Here is an 18,307-nt window from a genome sequence, read left to right as displayed (position 1 = left end):
GCCGACCGCGAGCGCCTCGCTACCGGCCCCGTCGCCCCTCGCCCGGCTGCGGCGTTCCCTCACCCCTGGCTCAGCTCCGACTCCGACACCGCCGTCAGGCGCGACGCGCCGTCCGGTTCCACGCGCGCGTGTTCCAGCCGCAGCCGGGCCGAACGGCCGCGCAGGGTCAGGGTCATGAGCTGGTTGCCGAACCAGGGGCCGCCGGTCTTGCGCCAGCTCACCGGTGGCCGGGCGCACCGCCCGTGGCGGCGGAACCGGCGCCCGAGGGCGCGCGCCAGAGCGCTCCAGCCGAACCGGAACCCGACCCGGATCGACATCGGGACGGAGTTGTGGACGGGCGAGCAGGTCAGTTGCAGCACCCGCGCGTCGGGAGCGCCGGCACGCCAGCGGGCCTCGGCGACGTAGGCGTGGTGCACGTCCCCCGACAGCACCAGCACCGTCGCCGGTGCCTGCGGCCCCGTCCCCACCTGGGTGAAGAGGTCCGCCAGGGCGGCGAAGGACGTGGGGAACGCCGCCCAGTGCTCCAGGTCGGCCGCCCGCCGCACTCGCTCGGCCCACCACGCCCAGCGCCCGCCCCGCTCGCCCCGGCTCAGTGCCGCGCTCCAGCCCTCGACGTCGTGCACCAGGTGCGGCAGCAGCCAGGGCAGCGAGGTGCCCACGAGGAGGTGGTCGTAGGAGCCGCGGGCGTCCATCACGTGCTCGCGCAGCCATCGCTCCTCGCCCGGGTCCAGCATCGAGCGTTCGTCCTCGTCGAGCACGCGCGCGGCCCGGGAGTCCACCATCACCAGCCGCACGCGCCCGAAGTCGCGCCGGTAGCTCCAGCGCACGGACGCCGGGTCGGCGTCGGCCCGGCAGGCGAAGTCGCGCACGAGGTCGGTGCCGTCGGGCGTGTCGCGCACGGCGGCGTAGAGCGGGTCGGCGGCCAGTTCGGCCGGGGAGAGGTTGCCGAGGTGCTGGTGGACCCAGTACGACATCAGCCCGCTCAGCACCCGCTCGCGCCACCAGGTCGTGGCCCGCATGTCGGCCACCCAGGAGGCGGAGGTGTTCCAGTCGTCGATCACATCATGGTCGTCGAAGATCATGCAGGTGGGGACGGTCGACAGCAGCCAGCGCACGGCGGGGTCGAGCCAGGACTCGTAGTAGAGGTGGGTGTACTCCTCGTAGTCCGCGACCCCGGTGCCCGGCGGTTCCTCCACGTCGCGGCGGGCGGCCAGCCAGCGCTGGGTGGAGTGCGAGGTCTCGTCGGCGTAGACCTGGTCGCCGAGCAGCAGCAGGACGTCCGGCCGTTCGCCCTCCGGGTCCGCGGCGATCCGGGTGGCGAGACCGTCCAGGGCGTCGGGGCCCACGGGGTCCTTCTCATCGGCCGGCGGCGCCGCCCAGCGGCAGGAACCGAAGGCCACCCGCACCGCGCCGTCCTCGACCGGCATCCGGATCGCGGACGGCGGGAAACGGGAGTCGGGCAGCGGCCACACACGAGTGCCGTCGAGGAGGACCTCGTACGGCGTCGAGGCGCCCGGCGTCAGGCCGGTCACCTCGACCAGGGCGTAGTGGTGGCCTGCCACCTGGAAGGTGTCCGCGGTTCCGCCGGAGCCGTCCGCGCAGCGCACCTCGGCGGCGCACGGGCGGCTCGTCTCCATCCAGACGGTCGCGGACGAGCCGTCGGCGTATCTCAGCAGGGGTCCCAGCCGCAGTTCGGCCACGTGATCGCCTCCTCCGTCGCCCCGTACGGTACGGAACGACGGAGGCCGATGGGGAGATTCCCGCCGGTGATCCGGGTCAGCAGCTCGCGAGGTGGCTCGTGAGGGCACTCTTCTCGGCGGAGTCGACCGAGAGTCCGTAGTAGTACTTCACCTGGACCCAGGCGCGGACGTAGGTGCAGCGGTAGGCCGTGCGCGAGGGCATCCAGGTGGCGGGGTCCTGGTCGCCCTTGGCCTGGTTGACGTTGTCGGTGACCGCGATGAGCTGCGGGCGGGTGAGGTCGTTGGCGAAGGCCTGGCGCCGGGAGGTGGTCCAGCCGTCGGCCCCGGAGTCCCAGGCCTCGGCGAGCGGCACGAGGTGGTCGATGTCGACGTCGGAGGCGGCGGTCCAGGTGGCGCCGTCGTAGGGGGAGTACCAGCTGCCGCTGGTGGCGGCGCAGGCGGAGTCCGTGACGACGTTCGAGCCGTCGCGCTTGAGGACCGTCTCCCGCGTGTTGCAGGTGCCCGACTGGGTGATCCAGTGCGGGAACAGGTCACGGCTGTAGCCGGTGCGGTCCTCGGTCGCCACGGTGAGCGAGGCGAGGTAGGTGCGGGCGGTGGCGGCGCTGACCGGGGTGGGGAGGGCGGCGGAGGCGCTCGGGGCGGACAGGAGCGTCACACAGGCTGTGAGGCCGGTGAGCGCCGCGAGTATGCTGACCCGTCGACGCGCGTAGAACTTCGGCATGCGAACTCCAGGGAGGAAGTGGGGCGTTGGGGTGCGAGCGTGGGAATGCTCGCGGCGCCCCGTTGCGGGGAGATGTGCGCGCGGTGAGAAGTTAGTGACGCGTACATGACATGACAAGGTGTGCGGCGGGTTTTCCCTGTCACGGCGCCGGTGTGACGGTCACGTAATATGGACGGCGTTGAAGGGGAGTAGCTCTTCGCCGGACCGTCGACACACTGCTCAGCCCGTCTGGGCCGGCGCCCGGAGGCAGGCCCGCGGTGGGGCCGGCCAGCGAGACCTTCGGCAAGCAGTGCCCATCCGTGCCGTACGGCGCGGATGCCGTGTGCTGCCGTGCCGAGGTGTCCCGTGCGAAGGAAGCAGCACTCTCGGTGGGGCGGCCCCGACCGATTGAGGACCCTTGATCAGCCTGACCGTGACGGCGCTCGTCTTCGGCGTCGTCTTCCTCGCCGAACTGCCGGACAAGACCGCCCTCGCCGGCCTCGTCCTCGGCACCCGCTACCGCGCCTCGTACGTCTTCGCCGGCGTGGCCGCCGCCTTCGCGCTGCACGTCGCGCTCGCCGTCGCGGCCGGCAGTGTGCTGACGCTGCTGCCCCAGCAGATCGTGCACGCGCTGACCGGCGTGCTGTTCCTGGGCGGCGCGGCGGTGCTGCTGATGAAGAAGGACGAGGACGAGGAGGAGATCCGCAAGCCCGAGAACCAGTCCTTCTGGAAGGTCTCCGGCGCGGGCTTCATGCTCATCCTGGTCGCCGAGTTCGGCGACCTCACCCAGATCATGACGGCGAACCTCGCCGCCCGCTACGACGACCCGCTCTCCGTCGGCCTCGGCGCGGTGCTGGCACTGTGGGCGGTGGCCGGGCTCGGCATCGTCGGCGGGAAGGCGCTGATGAAGAGGGTGCCGCTGAAGCTGATCACGCAGATCGCGGCGGTGCTGATGCTCGCCCTCGGCGTGTGGAGCCTGTGGGAGGCGGTCACCGGGTGATTCCGCGACCGCCGGCCGGCCGGGCGGGCTGAACGGGAGGTGAACGCCTTCCCGGGAGGGTGGCGTGACCCCCGCATTGTTTTGTACCGTGGAGGAACAAAGTGGCTCCCGCCCGTTTTCCCTGACCGGCGGGCGGGGCCGCCTTGTTCCCCTGCCCGCAGGGCCCGTACGCGCTTGGAGTCGCCGATGCCGGCCGCCGTGTCCACCGTCTTGACCGCCCGCGCCCTCCTGCTCGACATGGACGGCACCCTCGTGAACTCCGACGCGGTCGTGGAACGCGTCTGGCGGCGCTGGGCCGAGGGGCAGGGGCTCGACGGCGACGAGGTGATGAAGGTCGTCCACGGCCGCCAGGGTCACGCCTCCATGGCCGTACTGCTGCCCGACCGCCCCATGGAGCTGAACCACGCCGACAACGCGCGGATGCTGGCCGAGGAGACCGCCGACCTGGACGGCGTCGTGCCTGTGCCCGGCGCGCCCGGCTTCCTCGCGTCGCTGCGGGGCGTGCCGCACGCGCTGGTCACCTCGGCGGACGTCCCGCTGTCCACGGCGCGGATGGCGGCGGCGGGACTGCCGCTGCCGCAGGTGCGCGTCACCGCCGAGTCGGTGGGGGCGAGCAAGCCCGACCCCGAGGGGTTCCTGAAGGGCGCGGCCGAGTTGGGGGTGGACCCGGCGGACTGTGTCGTGTTCGAGGACTCCGGGGCGGGGATCGCCGCCGGGCGCGCGGCCGGCATGCGGGTCGTGGGGGTCGGCGGGCGGGCGGCGCCGTACCGGCCGGACGTGGTGGTGCCGGACCTCACGCGGGTGCGGGTGGAGGCCGTGGGGGCGGAGATCCGCGTCCACGTGGGATGACGTCAGCGCACCGGTGGGCGGGACGCCCCGCCTGGATCCTTCGTTCCGTGGGCGGGACGCCCCGGCTACGGCTCCTTCTTCCGTGGGCGGGACGCCCCGCCTACGGCTCCTTCGTCTCCGACTCCAGCCGCTCCCGCGTCGCCTCCCCGTACACCCCGAGCTCGTCGTCCCGGACGCCCCGGGACCACTGGTAGTTCCGCAGCGCGCTCTCGACCCGGTCGGTGAACTGGCCGTCGGCCTCGTCGCTGTAGAGGAGCAACTGCCCGAGGCGTAGCTGGAGTTCGGTCACCTCCGCCCCGCGGTCGCCGCGGCGCAGCACGGTCACCTCGGTGCTGGGCAGGGCCGCGTCGGCGCCGTTGCCCGGCGGCAGGGAGCCGCCGACGCCCGCCGTCGGCTCGCCGGCGCTCGGCTCCACCGACAGCGAGGGCGACGGCGCGGCGGTGGAGACCTCGGGGGACGGCGAGGCGCTCTCGCTCGGGGAGGGGGACGCGGAGGCGCCGGTTCTCGACGGGGGCGGGGGCGGGGACGGGCTCGGCGACGACGGGGAGGCGGAGGCAGGGCTGGTCGACGGTTCCGGCACGGCCGCCCGCACGTCCTCGGGGGCGGCCTCGTCCCGGGTCGGCTTCTCGTAGGAGAACAGCCCGCTCGCGACCCCGGCCGCCGCCAGCACCGCGACGACCGCACCGGTGGTCGCGACCAGCAGGGTGCGGCGGCGCCGCGTGCGCGGCCGCACGCCGTCGCCGTCCTCGCCGTACCGCGGGCCGCCGTCCCCCGGTCCGAACAGGCTCAGGTCGGTGGTGCGGGGCTCGGCGCCCGCCGGGGCGAGCGGCACGGGCAGCACGGTGGTCAGCGGCTCCCCAGCGACCGGCGGCACGGCCGGCAGCGCCACCGTCACCTCGTCCGCCGAGACGTCACCGGTACCGAGCCCGGCGGCCCCGGCCGCGCCGCCCGCCGTCGTGGACCCGGCCGAGCCGCCCGCCGCCGTGGACCCGGTGCGTCCGCCGCCCCAGGCAAGCGGTCCGACGCCCGTTGACGCCTGCCCGGCATCCTCACCCCGCGCGGTCCGTCCGGCTCCGGCGTCCGTCGTCGCGTCCTCGGCTCCCGCTCCGGCGCCCGACGCCCCGGACGTCGGCCTCACGCCGCCGCCCGCTGCCGGCCCCGCGCCGCCGCCGTGCGCGGTCTGTCCGGTTCCCTCGCCCCATGCGGTGCGGCCGCCGACGGCGCCCGGCGCCCCGGCACGGTCGCCGCCCGGCGCCGCCCCGGCGCCGCCGCCCCGGCCCCCCGGCCCCTCCGTGTCGTCCCGTCGCGGTGCTCCGGCTGCCTCGCCGAGCTCCACGTAGGGGCGTATCCGCAGCGGGTCGAAGTCCTCGGCCGCGGCCGCCTCCGCCTCGCGGGTGTCGCGCAGGGCCTCCGACGCGCGCAGAGCGCAGGAGCACGACGGGGTGTTGTCCGCCGCGCGCAGCGCTCCGCACTCCGGGCACGGAAGCCCGTGCTGCCCCGGTCGCCTCTGCCGCCCCGTCGGATCGTTCACCTGTTCGTCCCTCCCCATACGAATTCCAGAGATTATGCAGATCCTCCACACAACCGTGCGCCCTCGGCCCCCGGAACAGGGGCTTCCGACACGGTGGCGCAGGACTCAAGAGGCCATAACGGGTCACACCGATCACGATGGAAGGTGCACGCGAGCCTCAGGAGGCATCCATGGCCTTGGACGCGCACGCCCGGACGGCGGATCCACCCGATCCGCGCCAGGAGCGTGTTTCCGGCAACGTCCTCGTCTCGATCGGCGCCCTGCTGCTCGGCATGCTGCTCGCGGCCCTCGACCAGACGATCGTCTCCACCGCGCTGCCCACCATCGTCAGCGAACTCGGCGGCATGGAGCACCTGTCCTGGGTGGTCACGGCGTACCTGCTGGCCTCGACGGCCGCCACGCCGCTGTGGGGCAAGCTGGGCGACCAGTACGGGCGCAAGCGGCTGTTCCAGACCGCGATCGTGATCTTCCTGATCGGTTCGGCGCTGTGCGGAACGGCGCAGAACATGCCCCAGCTGATCGCCTTCCGGGCGGTGCAGGGGCTCGGCGGCGGCGGGCTGATGGTGCTGTCGATGGCGATCGTCGGCGACATCGTCCCGCCGCGCGAACGCGGCCGCTACCAGGGCCTGTTCGGTGCGGTGTTCGGCGCGACCAGCGTCCTCGGCCCGCTGCTCGGCGGCCTGTTCACCGAGCACCTGAGCTGGCGCTGGGTGTTCTACGTCAACCTGCCCGTCGGGGTCGTCGCGCTCGCCGTCATCGCGACCGTGCTGCACATCCCGCGCAGGGCGACCCGGCACGTCATCGACTACCTCGGCACCCTCCTCATCGCCTCCGTCGCCACCTGTCTCGTGCTGGTGGCCTCCCTCGGCGGCACCACCTGGGGCTGGGGTTCGCCGCAGATCGTCGCGCTGGCCGTGCTGGGCGTAATCCTGGCGGTGGCATTCGTGGCCGTGGAGCGCAGGGCGGCCGAACCCGTCCTGCCCCTCAAACTGTTCCGCGTCCGCACCTTCACCCTCTCCGCCGTCATCAGCTTCGTCGTCGGCTTCGCGATGTTCGGCGCGATGACCTACCTGCCGACCTTCCTCCAGGTCGTGCAGGGCGTCTCACCGACCATGTCGGGCGTGCACATGCTGCCGATGGTGGCCGGCATGCTGCTGTCGTCGACGGTGTCCGGACAGATCGTCAGCCGCACCGGTCGCTGGAAGGTCTTCCCGGTCACGGGCACCGCCGTCACGACCATCGGCCTGCTCCTGCTCCACCGGCTCGACGAGAACAGCTCCACGGCCGAGATCAGCGCGTTCTTCTTCGTCTTCGGGCTGGGGCTCGGCCTGGTGATGCAGGTCCTGGTGCTCATCGTGCAGAACGCGGTCTCCTACGAGGACCTCGGCGTCGCCACCTCCGGCGCGACCTTCTTCCGCTCCATCGGCGCGTCCTTCGGCGTCGCCGTCTTCGGCACGGTCTTCGCGAACCGGCTCGGCGACGAACTCACCGACGCCTTCCGGGGCGTCGGCCTGCCGGCCGGGGTGTCCGCCGACGCGCTGGAGGCCGACCCGCGGGTCGTCGCCGAACTGCCGCCCGGCCTGCGCCCACCGGTCCTGCACGCCTACGCGTCCTCCATCACCGACGTCTTCCTGTACGCCGCCCCCGTCGCCCTCCTCGGCTTCGTCCTCGCCTGGTTCCTGCGCGAGGACCCGCTGCGCGGCTCGGTCACCGCCCCGGACGTGACCGAGACACTCGCCAGCAACCCCGTCGAGCGCTCCTCCCACGACGAGGTGTGCCGTGCGCTGTCCGTCCTCGGCACCCGCGAGGGCCGCCGCGAGATCTACCGCCGGATCACCGCCAGGGCCGGCTACGACCTCCTCCCGTCGGCGAGCTGGATGCTGCTGCGCATCAGGCGCTACGGCAGTGTCGAGCCGGCCGTGCTCGCCCAGCGCGCCCCCGTCCCGCTCCCGGTGATCCTGGAGGCGGCCCGGCAGATCGAGGAGCGGCGCCTCGCCCTGCGCGAGGGCCTCGACCTGGTCCTGACCCCGCGGGGCCGCGAGGTCGCCGAACGGCTCGCCACGGCCCGCGAGGAGTCCCTCGCCGCACTGCTCGGCGACTGGTGGGGGCCGGACCGGCCCACCGACCTGCAGCACCTGGTGCATGAGCTCAACGGCGAGCTGTGCGGCTCCGTCCGCGAACAGCCCCACGACGTCCGGCCGGTGACCCGGTTCAGCTGACGCTCCCGTGCGCCCGGCCGACGAGTTCCTTGGCGAACCAGTGCTCGGCGTACGGGTCGTCGTTGTACGCCTCGGTCTCCGCGTAGCCGAGCCGCGCGTACAGCGCACGGGCCTCCACCAGGTCGCCGCGGGTGTCGAGGATCATCCGCCCGGCGCCGAGCGCGCGGGCGGTGTCCTCGGCGGCCCCGACCAGCAGGGCCGCTCCGCCCCTGCCCCGGACCTGCGGCGTCAGGAAGACCCGCTTGAGCTCGGCGGTGGCCGCGTCCACCAGCCGCACGCCCGCCATGCCGGCCGGCTCACCGTCGTGGCGCGCGACGAGCAGCCGTCCATCCGGCGGCGCCAGCCCGTCGCCCGTGTCGGCGGCGATCTCGCGCTCCAGCTCGTCGGGGTCGGTGCGGCGCCCTTCGTGCAGCAGGTACCAGCGGTCGCTGACCTCGGTGTAGTAGGCCCGCCACAGGGCGGCGGCGACGGGTGAGTCCACGGGTTCGGCAGTGATGGTCCAGTTCATGGCGGCCATTGTCGGGACCGACACCGCCCGCCCCGCAAACGAATTGGCGCTCCGGCCCGCCCCGGGAGCGCGCCGTTTGCCCGCGCCGGTCCGGGCAACCCGAACCGTGAACCGGCCCGTGGGGCCGACACACCGGAAGGCAACCATGTCCACAGGCGTGATCATCGCTCTGATCGTGATCGTGGCGGCCGTCGTAGCCGTCGCGGCCGTCCTGGCCGTGCGGGCCCGCGGGCCCCACGCGGGACGCAGTCTGAAGCACCGCTTCGGACCCGAGTACGACCGGGCCGTCGCCCGCCACGACGGCGACGTCAAGGCGGCCGAGCGGGAACTCGAAGCCCTCGTGGAGCGGCACGGCGGGCTGCGCGAGCGGCCTCTGGAGCCCGCGGAGCGCGAGCGGTTCGAGGCCCGCTGGACGGCCGCGCAGGAGCGCTTCGTCGACTCGCCGCGCGAGGCCGTCGTCGAGGCCGACCGGCTGGTCGCGGAGCTGGCCGGCGCCCGGGGCTACCCCGACGGCGCGCAGTACGAGGAGCAGGTCGCCGCATTGGCCGTGCACCACGCGGACCACGTCAACGGCTACCGGCACGTGCACCACGCGGCGCGGGTGGGGGCCGACGGCGGCGCGGCGGACGGCCGGACGCCCGGCACCGAGGAGCTTCGGACCGCCATGGTCGAGGCCCGCCGCCTCTTCGACGAACTGATCGGGCAGGGCCGGCACGAGACCGGCCGGCACCGCGTGGCCGCCCGGTCCGCCGACGACCGCCCGAACCGGGCCCGCCAGGGCCACCACATGCCGTTCGGCTTCCACCGGCACCAGACCAAGGAGGGCTGACAGATGCGGGACGTGACACCCAGCGGGCCGGGCCCCGAGCAACGGCCCCAGGCCCGGCCCCAGGAGCGGCCCCCCGTGGTGGCCGCGGGCGACCAGCAGGCCCCGGCGACGACCGCGGAGGCGCGGGCCGCGTTCACCGCGGACACGAGGGACACCCGCGACACCCGCGACGCCCGGGAGTTCCGGGAGAGCGGCGGGTCCGGGGACGCCAGGGGAGCCAGGGCCGGTGTCGAGGGCCGCGAGGCCCCGGCGCCCGGGACCACGGGCCCCGGCACGGGAACCGGAGCGGGCCCCGGCAGGGGAATCGGCGACCTGGACCCCGGATCGGGACCGGGCGGCACGGGCCCCGGCGCAGGGCGGACGGGCGGCACGGGCCCCGGAGAGGGGCGGACGGATGACGGCCGCAGCGCCTCCCCGCTGCTCCCGCACGAGGAGTGCGACCAGCTCTCCTCGCGCATGCGGCACGCCGTCGCGGACTTCGTCGACCACCCCCGGAGCGCCGTCGAGGAGGCCGACCATGTCCTGGAGGAACTGGCCGCGCGCTTCACCGACGCCGTCGACCGCCACCGCCGCACCCTGCGCGGCTCCTGGCAGCTCGCGGAGGGCCGCAAGGGCGACTCCGCCACGAGCGCCGACACCGAACAGCTCCGCCTGGCCCTGCGGGACTACCGCGAACTCACGGAGCGGCTGCTGCACGTGTGACCGCATGGATGACTAAGCGCTCCGGACCGAAAGGGGACGCCGCGAGCCGGGCTCCCTTTTTGTTCCAAGCTCTAAGGCAGTTCCCCCGCCGCCCGGCGCTCCCGCCACTGCCGTACGACCGCCTCGACGTCGTACGGCTTCATGCCCAGCGGGGGGCCGGGCGGCGGCTTGAACATCATGTCGCGGAGCTTCACGTTGACGTCCGTGAGGATCTTCCGGACGAGGCGCTCCGACGGAGCCGCGTACGCCGCCGCCAGGGCGTCCTCGGCCTCCTTGCGCAACGCGAGCGCCGGCGGAAGCACCGACAGCCCCTCCCGCGCCATCTTGCGCCTGACCCACCACAGTTCGTCATACGAGGAGTCGGTGCCCGGGGCCAACGGTTTGCCCGCACCCGGGAGTTGGTCGAACTCGCCGCGGGCCTGCGCGTCGCGGATCTGCTTGTCCACCCAGGACTCGAACGGAACGCCGGGTGGCTTTCGCTCGGTCATGCGTCCATTGTGCCGGACGCGACGGGCCCGGGCGATTTAGTATGCGGCGGCCGAGCAAGGTCACTTGCGGCGGCCCAGCAGGCCTTCAGACACCGTCGGACACCTCACGAGGAGCGCACGTGCTCGAACTCACCATGGCCACCGTCTCCGGGGCGGAAGAGGGTGCCACGGCCGGCATGCTCATGGCCGACGCGCCGAGCGACCCGGGCGCCGTGCTGCGGGTGGGCCGGGACAAGTCGGTGTGCCGCCTCGTGACCCCCGATGACTGGCTGTTCGTCTCCCGCGTCCACCTGGAGTTCCTCTGCGGCCCCGAGGGCGTCTGGCAGGTCTCCTGGCTGCGCGGCTCCCAGCCGGACCCCTCCTCCGAGGTCCGGCTGGTGGTCGGCGAGTACGCCCGGCCCATCGCCTACGGCGGGACCGTGCAGCTGCCGCGGGGCGGCGCCGGCGAGATCGTCGTCGTGGACCGCACCGGGCCGCGCAGCGTCAACGTCGGCTTCTACCACGAGGCCTGACACCGGCCGGGCTACGCCAGGACCCGCGCCAGCGCGAACCCGTCGTAGCCCTTCGCGCCGACCGTCTGGATCGCGGTGCCGGTCAACCTCGGGTGCGCGCCGATGAGTTCGATCGCGGCGCGGGTGCCGCGCACGTCCTCCGCGGCGCTGTCGGCGTCGGCCACCCGGCCGCCCCGCACGACGTTGTCGACGACGATCAGACTGCCCGCGCTCGTGAGCCGCAGCGCCCACTCCAGGTAGTGGGCGTTGTTGACCTTGTCGGCGTCGATGAAGACCAGGTCGAACGGGGGCGGGTTCTCGTCGGCCAGCAGCGGCAGCGAGTCCAGTGCCGCTCCCACCCGCACCTCCACCTGCTTGTCGAGTCCCGCGCGGGCGATGTTGCGCAGGGCGACCTCCGCATGCCGGGGTTCGTACTCCAGTGAGATCAGCCGGCCGTCGGCCGGGAGGGCCCGGCCCAGCCAGATCGTGCTGTACCCGCCGAGCGTGCCGATCTCCAGGATCGTGCGGGCGCCCTGGATCTCGGCGAGCAGCTGGAGCAGTTTGCCCTGGCTCGCGGTGACGTTGACCTGGGGGAGTTCGGCGGCCTCGCTGTCGCGCAGCGCGGCCGCGGTCACCTCGTCGTCCGGCGCGAGGTGGGCGGTGAAGTAGGCGTCGACGGCGTCCCAGACCTGCGACTCGCTCATGCGCTCTGCCTCTCGTGTCATCCCGTGCCCGACCGTCTGCTTAGGCAGGCTAACTACTCGGTCAACGGCGCCCACCGCACCGGAGTTCCCCTCCGACCGGGTGGGCCGGGTGGCCCACCGGGTGAATTCAGCCGTTCGGACCAGGGGAGAAGGGCACGTCCGGGTGCGGGTACGGCGGCTCCGGCACGATCCGGTCCGCGCGTCCCCGGCGTACGACGACGGCGACCACCCCCGCCGTGAGCGCCGCGAGGACGCCGCCGACCGTCAGCAGCCAGACCGGGAACCCGCCCACCGTGAGCAACCGGTCGTCGTGGACCACCTGCCGGTACGCCGTGTCCCGCGCGGTGCGGCGCAGCTCGTGGTCCGCCGAGATGCGCGACGGCTCCGGGAACTCCTGGGCCACGGCCGTCAGGAACGGCGTGCCCGCCGCCAGCTCGCCCAGCGGGCCCGCCGCGGTGTCGACGCGTCCGGCGAAGGTGACCCGGGGCCGCTCGCCGCCGATCCCGGACACCGGTTCCATGCGGTGGGCGGCCAGTACGTACAGACCCAGCGACTGCGGGGTGCTCGCCAGCCGCGACAGCCGCATCGGGTAGACGAGCGTGTCGCTGGCGAAGGTGAGGTGCAGCGGGTCGAGCTGACCGCCCAGCGGGGTGCCGGGGGTCTGCGGGGCCAGCCGTACCGCCACGTACTCCCAGCGCCGGTCGACATACGGCTGGAGGGCCGTCTCCAGGCGGGGCGGGAAGGTGAAGCCGTTGTCGCCCAGCCAGTCCTCCAGCGCGGCCGGGTCGGTCGCGGTCAGCCGGGCCACGTCGAACGGCCCGAGCCGCTCCCGCCCGACCACGCCCACCCCGGCGGCGGCGCCGTCCCCGGGCATGGCCCCCGACAGCCCGTCACCCGCGGGCAGCGGCCAGTCGCCGTCCTGCGGCCAGAAGTAGTGGCGGGTGCGGTGCTCGGGCGCCGTCGCCTCGGCCAGCTGCTCGAAGATCTCCGGGTCGCCCAGCCTCACCGTGGCCCGGCTCGGGACCGGCATGATCCAGGCGGCCCGGTCGGCGTCGCCGTTCACCGTCAGGCTCATCACGATCTGCTCCTGCGTGCCGTCCCACCGCACGACGGACTCCTCGCGGCCGACCGCCACACGACGCTGGTCACCGGGGACCAGCGCGCCGCAGCCGCACGCGTAGGCCGGCGCGACGAGCGAGCCGAGCTGGGTGGCGAGCAGGGCGAACAGCAGCGTCCACAGCCGTGCCCGCCGTGTCCGCCGTATGTGCCCCTCCCGCGGGAAACCGACCATGCCTCGCAGACCTCCACCGTTCGTCGATCACCGTTCGCGCAGGCTACGACGGCACGGCGAAGGCGGTGGTTCCGTTCCCGCCGCGACGCACGCCGCGCTCTGCGGAGGCGGCCCCCCCCTCCGGCGCACTATCGTCTTCGGGACAAAAGGGGAGCAGACGTCAGGTGAAGTCCGGGCGGCCTGCGTCTCTCTCCAGGGGCGCGTCGAGCCTCACAGGGTTCGTCCGGGCAACCCCCATGCGCCGGCACGCGTGGGACGAACGGGGCGGGAGGCCGACGAGGCGTGGCGAATGTGGAGCACAGCGGGCGACCTGCGCAGGCCTCGGGGGCGACGGCGGCCGGCACGGGGAGAGCGCGCCTGCGCGTGGCCCGCGTCGGCCTCTGGCTGGTCGCGGCGCTCCTCGCCGTACGGCAGGTGGCCGTCGTCCTCGGCACCCCGCGCGGAGAGCGGCTGACGTACCTGGAGACCTGGGTCGGACCGAACGGCGTCCTGCACGTCAACGGTTCGCTCTACGACTCCACGCGCTTCACGGGCACGCCCTTCGGCGGACTCGTCCTCAAGCCCTTCACCCGGGCGGCGGAGCAGGCCCTCGGCTGGGGCTGGACCTTCGGCACGCTGCTGCTGGTCGTCGCCCTGGGCCTGGTGGCCGCCCGTGCCCTGCCGCAACCGGTGAGCAGACGCACCTCGCTCCTGGCCGCCCCGGTGGCGATCAGCCTGCTCATGCTGTCCCTGCCCGTCCGCAACACCCTCTGGCTCGGCCAGACCAGCGTCATCCCGGTCCTGCTGGTGCTGCTCGGCTGCTTCGTCGTACGGGGCCGGAGGTCCGGCGGCGCGCTGATCGGCGTGGCGGCCGCCCTCCAGCCGACGATGCTGTTCTTCGCGCCCCTCCTGTGGCTGACCGGCCGCCGCAACGCCGCCCTCGCCACCGGCGCGACGTTCGCCGGCGCGACCCTGCTCGCCTGGGCCGCGATGCCGCACGACTCGTACACCTACTGGGTCCACCACCTGGCGGGCGCCGGCCTCGGCGGCCCGGCGGACGCCCTCGCCAACCAGTCCCTGCACGGCGCCCTGCTCCGACTCGGCCTGTCCGGGCCGCCGGAGATCGCCCTGTTCCTCACGCTGGGCGCCGCCGTCGCCGTCCTCGGCGTCCGCCGGGCCGTGCGCCACGCCCGCGACGGCCAACTGCTGCTCGCGGTCGCGATCACCGGCTGCGCGGCGATCGTCGTGTCCCCGACCACGTGGCAGCACCAGCTGCTGTGGGTCCTGCTCGCGGTCGTCGGCCGGGTCGGCAGACGCGCCTCGGACCGACCGGTCTGGCCGGTGGCCGTCGTCCTGGTGACGACCCTCCCGGCGAAGATGCTGCTGCCGAACATGGCGACCCTGTACCCGCTGCGGGACAACGCTGTCCTGCTGGCCGCGATCGCCGCCGCGACGGTCCTCCCGTTCCTCTCCCGGACCTCGCCGTACTACCGCGCCCCCGTCCCCGCCGAGTACGCCGCGCCGGTCCCGGGCCGCTGGAGACGCGTACCGCTGCTGCCCTTCCTGCGGCGGGTCCTCACCCGCCCGAACCTCCTGCTGGAGCTGCTGCTGATCCGCGTGACGTACGCGGCCTACCAGCAGGTCCGCCTCGCGGCCACCGGCGGCTCGAACCCGGGCGGCCGGGCCCGGGCGGAGGCCCACGGCCAGGACATCCTCGACCTCGAACGCCTCCTGCGCCTCGACGTCGAGCACGCCGTCAACCACTGGGTGGTCGGTGTGCCCTGGCTGCGGAACTTCTTCGACTTCTACTACGAGTCCTTCCACTTCGCGGTCCCGCTGTCCGTGCTGGCGCTCCTGTACTGGCGCCGCCCGGTCGACTACCGCTGGGCCCGCTCGGCCCTCGGCTTCGCGACCCTGCTGGCCCTGGTGGGCTTCTGGCTGTACCCGCTGGCCCCGCCGCGCCTGATGCCGGCCCTGGGGATCATCGACACGGTCCACGGCGTCCAGGACTTCTCCAAGCCGGACTACGGCACGCTGACCGAGCTGACCAACCAGTACGCGGCGATGCCGTCGCTGCACTTCGGCTGGTCCCTGTGGTGCGGCATGGTGATCGCGATCGTCGCGCCGAAGCCGTGGACGAAGGCCCTGGGCCTCCTCCACCCGCTCTTCACGGCCTCCGCGATCGTCGCCACCGGCAACCACTGGGTCCTGGACGCGGCGGGCGGGGCGGCGGTGGTCGTCGGGGGCTTCGCCCTGACCCACCTCCTCCAGGGCCCCCGAGCCGGCCGGACACCGACGCCCGCGCCGGCTCCGGTGAGCGACCGGCGGGCGGTACTGGAGAAGGACGGGGCGTCCGGCTGACCTTCGGCACGTCGGGCGGGGCTCCGCTGTCACCCCGGGCCCCGCCAGGGGAGTTCGTCGGCCGCGCCGGCCCTGTGCCCGTGGGTGTCCTCCCGCACCGGCCCTGTACCCGTGGGTGTCCTCCCGCGCCGGCCTACAACCGCTGGAGGATCGTCCCCGTCGCCAGTCCGCCCCCCGCGCACATCGTGATCAGGGCGAACTCCCTGTCCGTGCGTTCCAGTTCGTGGAGCGCGGTCGTGATCAGGCGGGCGCCCGTCGCTCCGACCGGGTGGCCGAGGGCGATCGCGCCGCCGTTGACGTTGACCCTGGTCAGGTCGGCGTCGAAGACCTGCGCCCAGCTCAGCACCACCGAGGCGAAGGCCTCGTTGATCTCGACGAGGTCGATGTCCTTCAGGGACATGCCCGCCTTGCCCAGGACGGCCCTGGTCGCGTCGATCGGGCCGTCCAGGTGGAAGTGGGGGTCCGCGCCGACCAGGGCCTGGGCGACGATCCGGGCCCTCGGCTTGAGCTTCAGCGCCCGCGCCATCCGCTTCGACGCCCACATGATCGCGGCCGCGCCGTCGCTGATCTGCGACGAGTTGCCGGCGGTGTGGACCGCCTGCGGCATGATCGGCTTCAGACCGGACAGGGCCTCCGTCGACGTGTCGCGCAGGCCCTCGTCGCGGTCGACCAGGCGCCACATGCCCTGGCCGGCCGCCTGCTCCTCCTCCGTGGTGGGGACCTGGACGGCGAACGTCTCGCGCTTGAAGCGTTCCTCGGACCAGGCCGCCGCCGCCCGTTCCTGGGAGACCAGGCCCAGCCGGTCCACGTCCTGCCGGGTCAGGCCCCGGTGGCGCGCGATGCGTTCCGCCGCCTCGAACTGGTTGGGGAGGTCGACGTTCCACTCGTCGGGGAACGGCTTGCCCGGGCCGTGCTTCGACCCCGAGCCCAGCGGGACCCTCGACATCGCCTCCACGCCGCAGGAGATCCCGACGTCGATGACGCCCGCCGCGATCATGTTCGCCGTCATGTGCGAGGCCTGCTGCGAGGAGCCGCACTGGCAGTCGACCGTGGTCGCCGCCGTCTCGTACGGCAGGCCCATCGTCAGCCAGGCCGTGCGGGCGGGGTTCATGGACTGTTCGCCGGCGTGGGTCACCGTGCCGCCGACGATCTGCTCGACGGCGTCGGCGGGAATGCCGGTGCGGTCGAGGAGTTCGCGGTAGGTCTCGCCGAGGAGGTAGGCGGGGTGCAGGTTGGCGAGCGCGCCGCCGCGCTTGCCGATGGGGGTGCGGACGGCTTCCACGATCACGGGTTCGGCAGCCATGGGTGCGGGATCCCTTCGAACTAGTACGTGTTCTAGTTCAACTGCCAGCAGTCTGCTGACGTGACGTAGGTCACCGCAAGGGTCTTGCAGCCTTCAGGTGCCTCGACTACCTTCGCCGCACTCTTTCTGATGAACCGTCAGATGTGACGCCAGACGGCTGGAGCCGCCCCATGCCCTGTCCAGCGCTTCCCGACGGGTTCGACTTCACCGACCCCGACCTGCTGCACCACCGCGTGCCCCTGCCGGAGTTCGCCGAGCTGCGCCGGGCCGAACCGGTCCGCTGGATACCGCAGTCGGGCAACGTCGCCGGCTTCCAGGACGAGGGCTACTGGGCGGTGACCCGCCACGCGGACGTCAAGTACGTCTCCACCCACCCCGAGCTGTTCTCCTCCACCCTCAACACCGCGATCATCCGCTTCAACGAGCACATCGAGCGCGACTCGATCGACGCCCAGCGGCTGATCCTGCTGAACATGGACCCGCCCGAGCACACCCGGGTGCGGCAGATCGTGCAGCGCGGGTTCACGCCCCGGTCCATCCGCGCGCTGGAGGACCGGCTGCGGGCGCGGGCCACCGCCATCGTGGCCGCGGCGCGGGACATCGACGGGCCCTTCGACTTCGTCACCTCCGTCGCCTGTGAGCTGCCGCTGCAGGCCATCGCCGAACTCATCGGCATCCCGCAGGACGATCGGGCCAGGATCTTCGAGTGGTCCAACAAGATGATCGCGTACGACGACCCGGAGTACGCCATCACCGCGGAGGTCGGCGCCCAGTCCGCCGCCGAGCTGATCGCGTACGCCATGAACATGGCCGCCGAGCGCAAGCGGTGCCCGGCGCACGACATCGTCTCCACGCTCGTCGCCGCCGAGGACGAGGGCAACCTCAACTCCGACGAGTTCGGGTTCTTCGTGCTGATGCTCGCCGTCGCGGGCAACGAGACCACCCGCAACGCCATCACCCACGGGATGCACGCCTTCCTCACCCACCCCGACCAGTGGGAGCTCTACAAGCGGGAACGGCCGGTCACCACCGCCGAGGAGATCGTGCGCTGGGCGACCCCCGTCGTCGCCTTCCAGCGGACCGCCACCCAGGACACCGAGCTCGGCGGGAAGCCGATCAGGAAAGGCGACCGGGTCGGCGTCTTCTACGCCTCCGCCAACCGCGACCCCGAGGTGTTCGACCGGCCCGACGTCTTCGACGTCACCCGGGACCCCAACCCCCACCTCGGCTTCGGCGGCGGAGGGCCGCACTTCTGCCTCGGCAAGTCGCTCGCCGTCCTGGAGATCGACCTCATCTTCAACGCCCTCGCCGACGCCCTGCCCGGACTGCGGCCGGCCGGGGACCCGCGGCGGCTGCGGTCGGCCTGGATCAACGGGGTGAAGGAGCTGCGGGTCAGCGCCGGCTGACCCGGCGCTCAGGCAGCAGGACGGGGACGAGTCGCAGCCCGCGGGCCTCGGGGTCGACGGTCTCCGGTTCCGTGGGCCCGGTCATCCGCACAGTTCACCGCGGGGCGGGGCGGACAGGGCGAAAGCGGCGGCCCGGGGCGGACAGGGCGGAAGCGGCGGCCCGGGGCGGACAACAGGGCGAAAGCGGCGGCCCGGGGATCGAGGGCCGCCGCTTTCGCGTTTTTGGGGGTGGCTTGAGCTCCGAGC

Annotated in this window: 16 protein-coding genes; 8 read left to right on the top strand and 8 right to left on the bottom strand. The window is 73.4% G+C overall.

Annotated features, from left to right (window positions below; translation table 11 throughout):
- Positions 1 to 59: 59 nt before the first annotated feature.
- Positions 60 to 1,700 (bottom strand): alkaline phosphatase D family protein, encoded by a 1,641-nt coding sequence (locus ACZ4YY_RS03030; RefSeq protein ID WP_468283108.1) that lies wholly within the window; start codon positions 1,698 to 1,700, stop codon positions 60 to 62.
- A gap of 76 nt (positions 1,701 to 1,776) precedes the next feature.
- Positions 1,777 to 2,421, bottom strand: a complete 645-nt coding sequence (locus ACZ4YY_RS03025; protein WP_468283105.1) for an HNH endonuclease family protein — start codon at positions 2,419 to 2,421, stop codon at positions 1,777 to 1,779.
- A 397-nt stretch (positions 2,422 to 2,818) separates the two neighbouring features.
- On the opposite strand from ACZ4YY_RS03025, the gene ACZ4YY_RS03020 reads away from it, so the two are divergent.
- Positions 2,819 to 3,400 (top strand): TMEM165/GDT1 family protein, encoded by a 582-nt coding sequence (locus ACZ4YY_RS03020; RefSeq protein ID WP_468283102.1) that lies wholly within the window; start codon positions 2,819 to 2,821, stop codon positions 3,398 to 3,400.
- Between the two features lie 186 nt (positions 3,401 to 3,586).
- Positions 3,587 to 4,249 (top strand): HAD-IA family hydrolase, encoded by a 663-nt coding sequence (locus ACZ4YY_RS03015; RefSeq protein ID WP_468283099.1) that lies wholly within the window; start codon positions 3,587 to 3,589, stop codon positions 4,247 to 4,249.
- Positions 4,250 to 4,349: 100 nt separating this feature from the next.
- Here ACZ4YY_RS03015 and ACZ4YY_RS03010 read toward each other — a convergent pair whose 3' ends face one another.
- Entirely contained in the window at positions 4,350 to 5,780 is a 1,431-nt protein-coding gene (locus ACZ4YY_RS03010) for a peptidoglycan-binding domain-containing protein (protein ID WP_468283096.1), read from the bottom strand.
- 170 nt (positions 5,781 to 5,950) lie between these two features.
- Here ACZ4YY_RS03010 and ACZ4YY_RS03005 point away from each other — a divergent pair, with 170 nt between their 5' ends.
- Complete coding sequence (locus tag ACZ4YY_RS03005) at positions 5,951 to 7,999, top strand: DHA2 family efflux MFS transporter permease subunit (RefSeq protein ID WP_468283093.1); 2,049 nt, start codon at positions 5,951 to 5,953, stop codon at positions 7,997 to 7,999.
- Here the strand turns inward: ACZ4YY_RS03005 and ACZ4YY_RS03000 are convergent.
- Positions 7,992 to 8,507, bottom strand: coding sequence for a GNAT family N-acetyltransferase (locus tag ACZ4YY_RS03000; protein ID WP_468283090.1), 516 nt, complete (start codon positions 8,505 to 8,507; stop codon positions 7,992 to 7,994). The two genes, ACZ4YY_RS03005 and ACZ4YY_RS03000, sit on opposite strands and share 8 nt — an antisense overlap.
- Positions 8,508 to 8,652: 145 nt before the next feature.
- On the opposite strand from ACZ4YY_RS03000, the gene ACZ4YY_RS02995 reads away from it, so the two are divergent.
- Both ACZ4YY_RS02995 and ACZ4YY_RS02990 read left to right on the top strand, forming a co-directional pair.
- Positions 8,653 to 9,336 carry a hypothetical protein gene (locus tag ACZ4YY_RS02995; protein WP_468283087.1) on the top strand — a complete coding sequence of 228 codons (684 nt, stop codon included), beginning with the start codon at positions 8,653 to 8,655 and terminating at the stop codon, positions 9,334 to 9,336.
- Positions 9,337 to 9,339: 3 nt separating this feature from the next.
- Complete coding sequence (locus tag ACZ4YY_RS02990) at positions 9,340 to 10,038, top strand: hypothetical protein (protein ID WP_468283084.1); 699 nt, start codon at positions 9,340 to 9,342, stop codon at positions 10,036 to 10,038.
- Positions 10,039 to 10,109: 71 nt separating this feature from the next.
- Here ACZ4YY_RS02990 and ACZ4YY_RS02985 read toward each other — a convergent pair whose 3' ends face one another.
- Complete coding sequence (locus ACZ4YY_RS02985) at positions 10,110 to 10,526, bottom strand: DnaJ family domain-containing protein (protein WP_468283082.1); 417 nt, start codon at positions 10,524 to 10,526, stop codon at positions 10,110 to 10,112.
- A gap of 119 nt (positions 10,527 to 10,645) precedes the next feature.
- Between ACZ4YY_RS02985 and ACZ4YY_RS02980 the strand changes: the two genes are divergently transcribed.
- Positions 10,646 to 11,038 (top strand): hypothetical protein, encoded by a 393-nt coding sequence (locus tag ACZ4YY_RS02980; protein ID WP_468283079.1) that lies wholly within the window; start codon positions 10,646 to 10,648, stop codon positions 11,036 to 11,038.
- 11 nt (positions 11,039 to 11,049) lie between these two features.
- Here ACZ4YY_RS02980 and ACZ4YY_RS02975 read toward each other — a convergent pair whose 3' ends face one another.
- Both ACZ4YY_RS02975 and ACZ4YY_RS02970 read right to left on the bottom strand, forming a co-directional pair.
- Complete coding sequence (locus ACZ4YY_RS02975) at positions 11,050 to 11,721, bottom strand: O-methyltransferase (protein WP_468283076.1); 672 nt, start codon at positions 11,719 to 11,721, stop codon at positions 11,050 to 11,052.
- A gap of 127 nt (positions 11,722 to 11,848) precedes the next feature.
- Positions 11,849 to 13,012, bottom strand: a complete 1,164-nt coding sequence (locus ACZ4YY_RS02970; RefSeq protein ID WP_468283073.1) for a DUF2330 domain-containing protein — start codon at positions 13,010 to 13,012, stop codon at positions 11,849 to 11,851.
- 282 nt (positions 13,013 to 13,294) lie between these two features.
- Here ACZ4YY_RS02970 and ACZ4YY_RS02965 point away from each other — a divergent pair, with 282 nt between their 5' ends.
- Positions 13,295 to 15,352, top strand: coding sequence for a bifunctional glycosyltransferase 87/phosphatase PAP2 family protein (locus ACZ4YY_RS02965; RefSeq protein ID WP_468283070.1), 2,058 nt, complete (start codon positions 13,295 to 13,297; stop codon positions 15,350 to 15,352).
- Between the two features lie 133 nt (positions 15,353 to 15,485).
- On the opposite strand, the gene ACZ4YY_RS02960 is transcribed toward ACZ4YY_RS02965, so the two are convergent.
- Positions 15,486 to 16,655, bottom strand: a complete 1,170-nt coding sequence (locus ACZ4YY_RS02960; RefSeq protein WP_468283067.1) for a steroid 3-ketoacyl-CoA thiolase — start codon at positions 16,653 to 16,655, stop codon at positions 15,486 to 15,488.
- 170 nt (positions 16,656 to 16,825) lie between these two features.
- On the opposite strand from ACZ4YY_RS02960, the gene ACZ4YY_RS02955 reads away from it, so the two are divergent.
- On the top strand, positions 16,826 to 18,061 hold the full coding sequence (locus ACZ4YY_RS02955) for a cytochrome P450 (protein ID WP_468283064.1): 1,236 nt from the start codon (positions 16,826 to 16,828) through the stop codon (positions 18,059 to 18,061).
- The last annotated feature ends 246 nt before the right edge of the window (positions 18,062 to 18,307 follow it).

Source organism: Streptomyces sp. NPDC030143, from assembly GCF_055573695.1.
The sequence above is the reverse complement of the archived record's forward strand: the minus strand, read 5'-3'. Positions and strand labels throughout refer to the sequence as shown.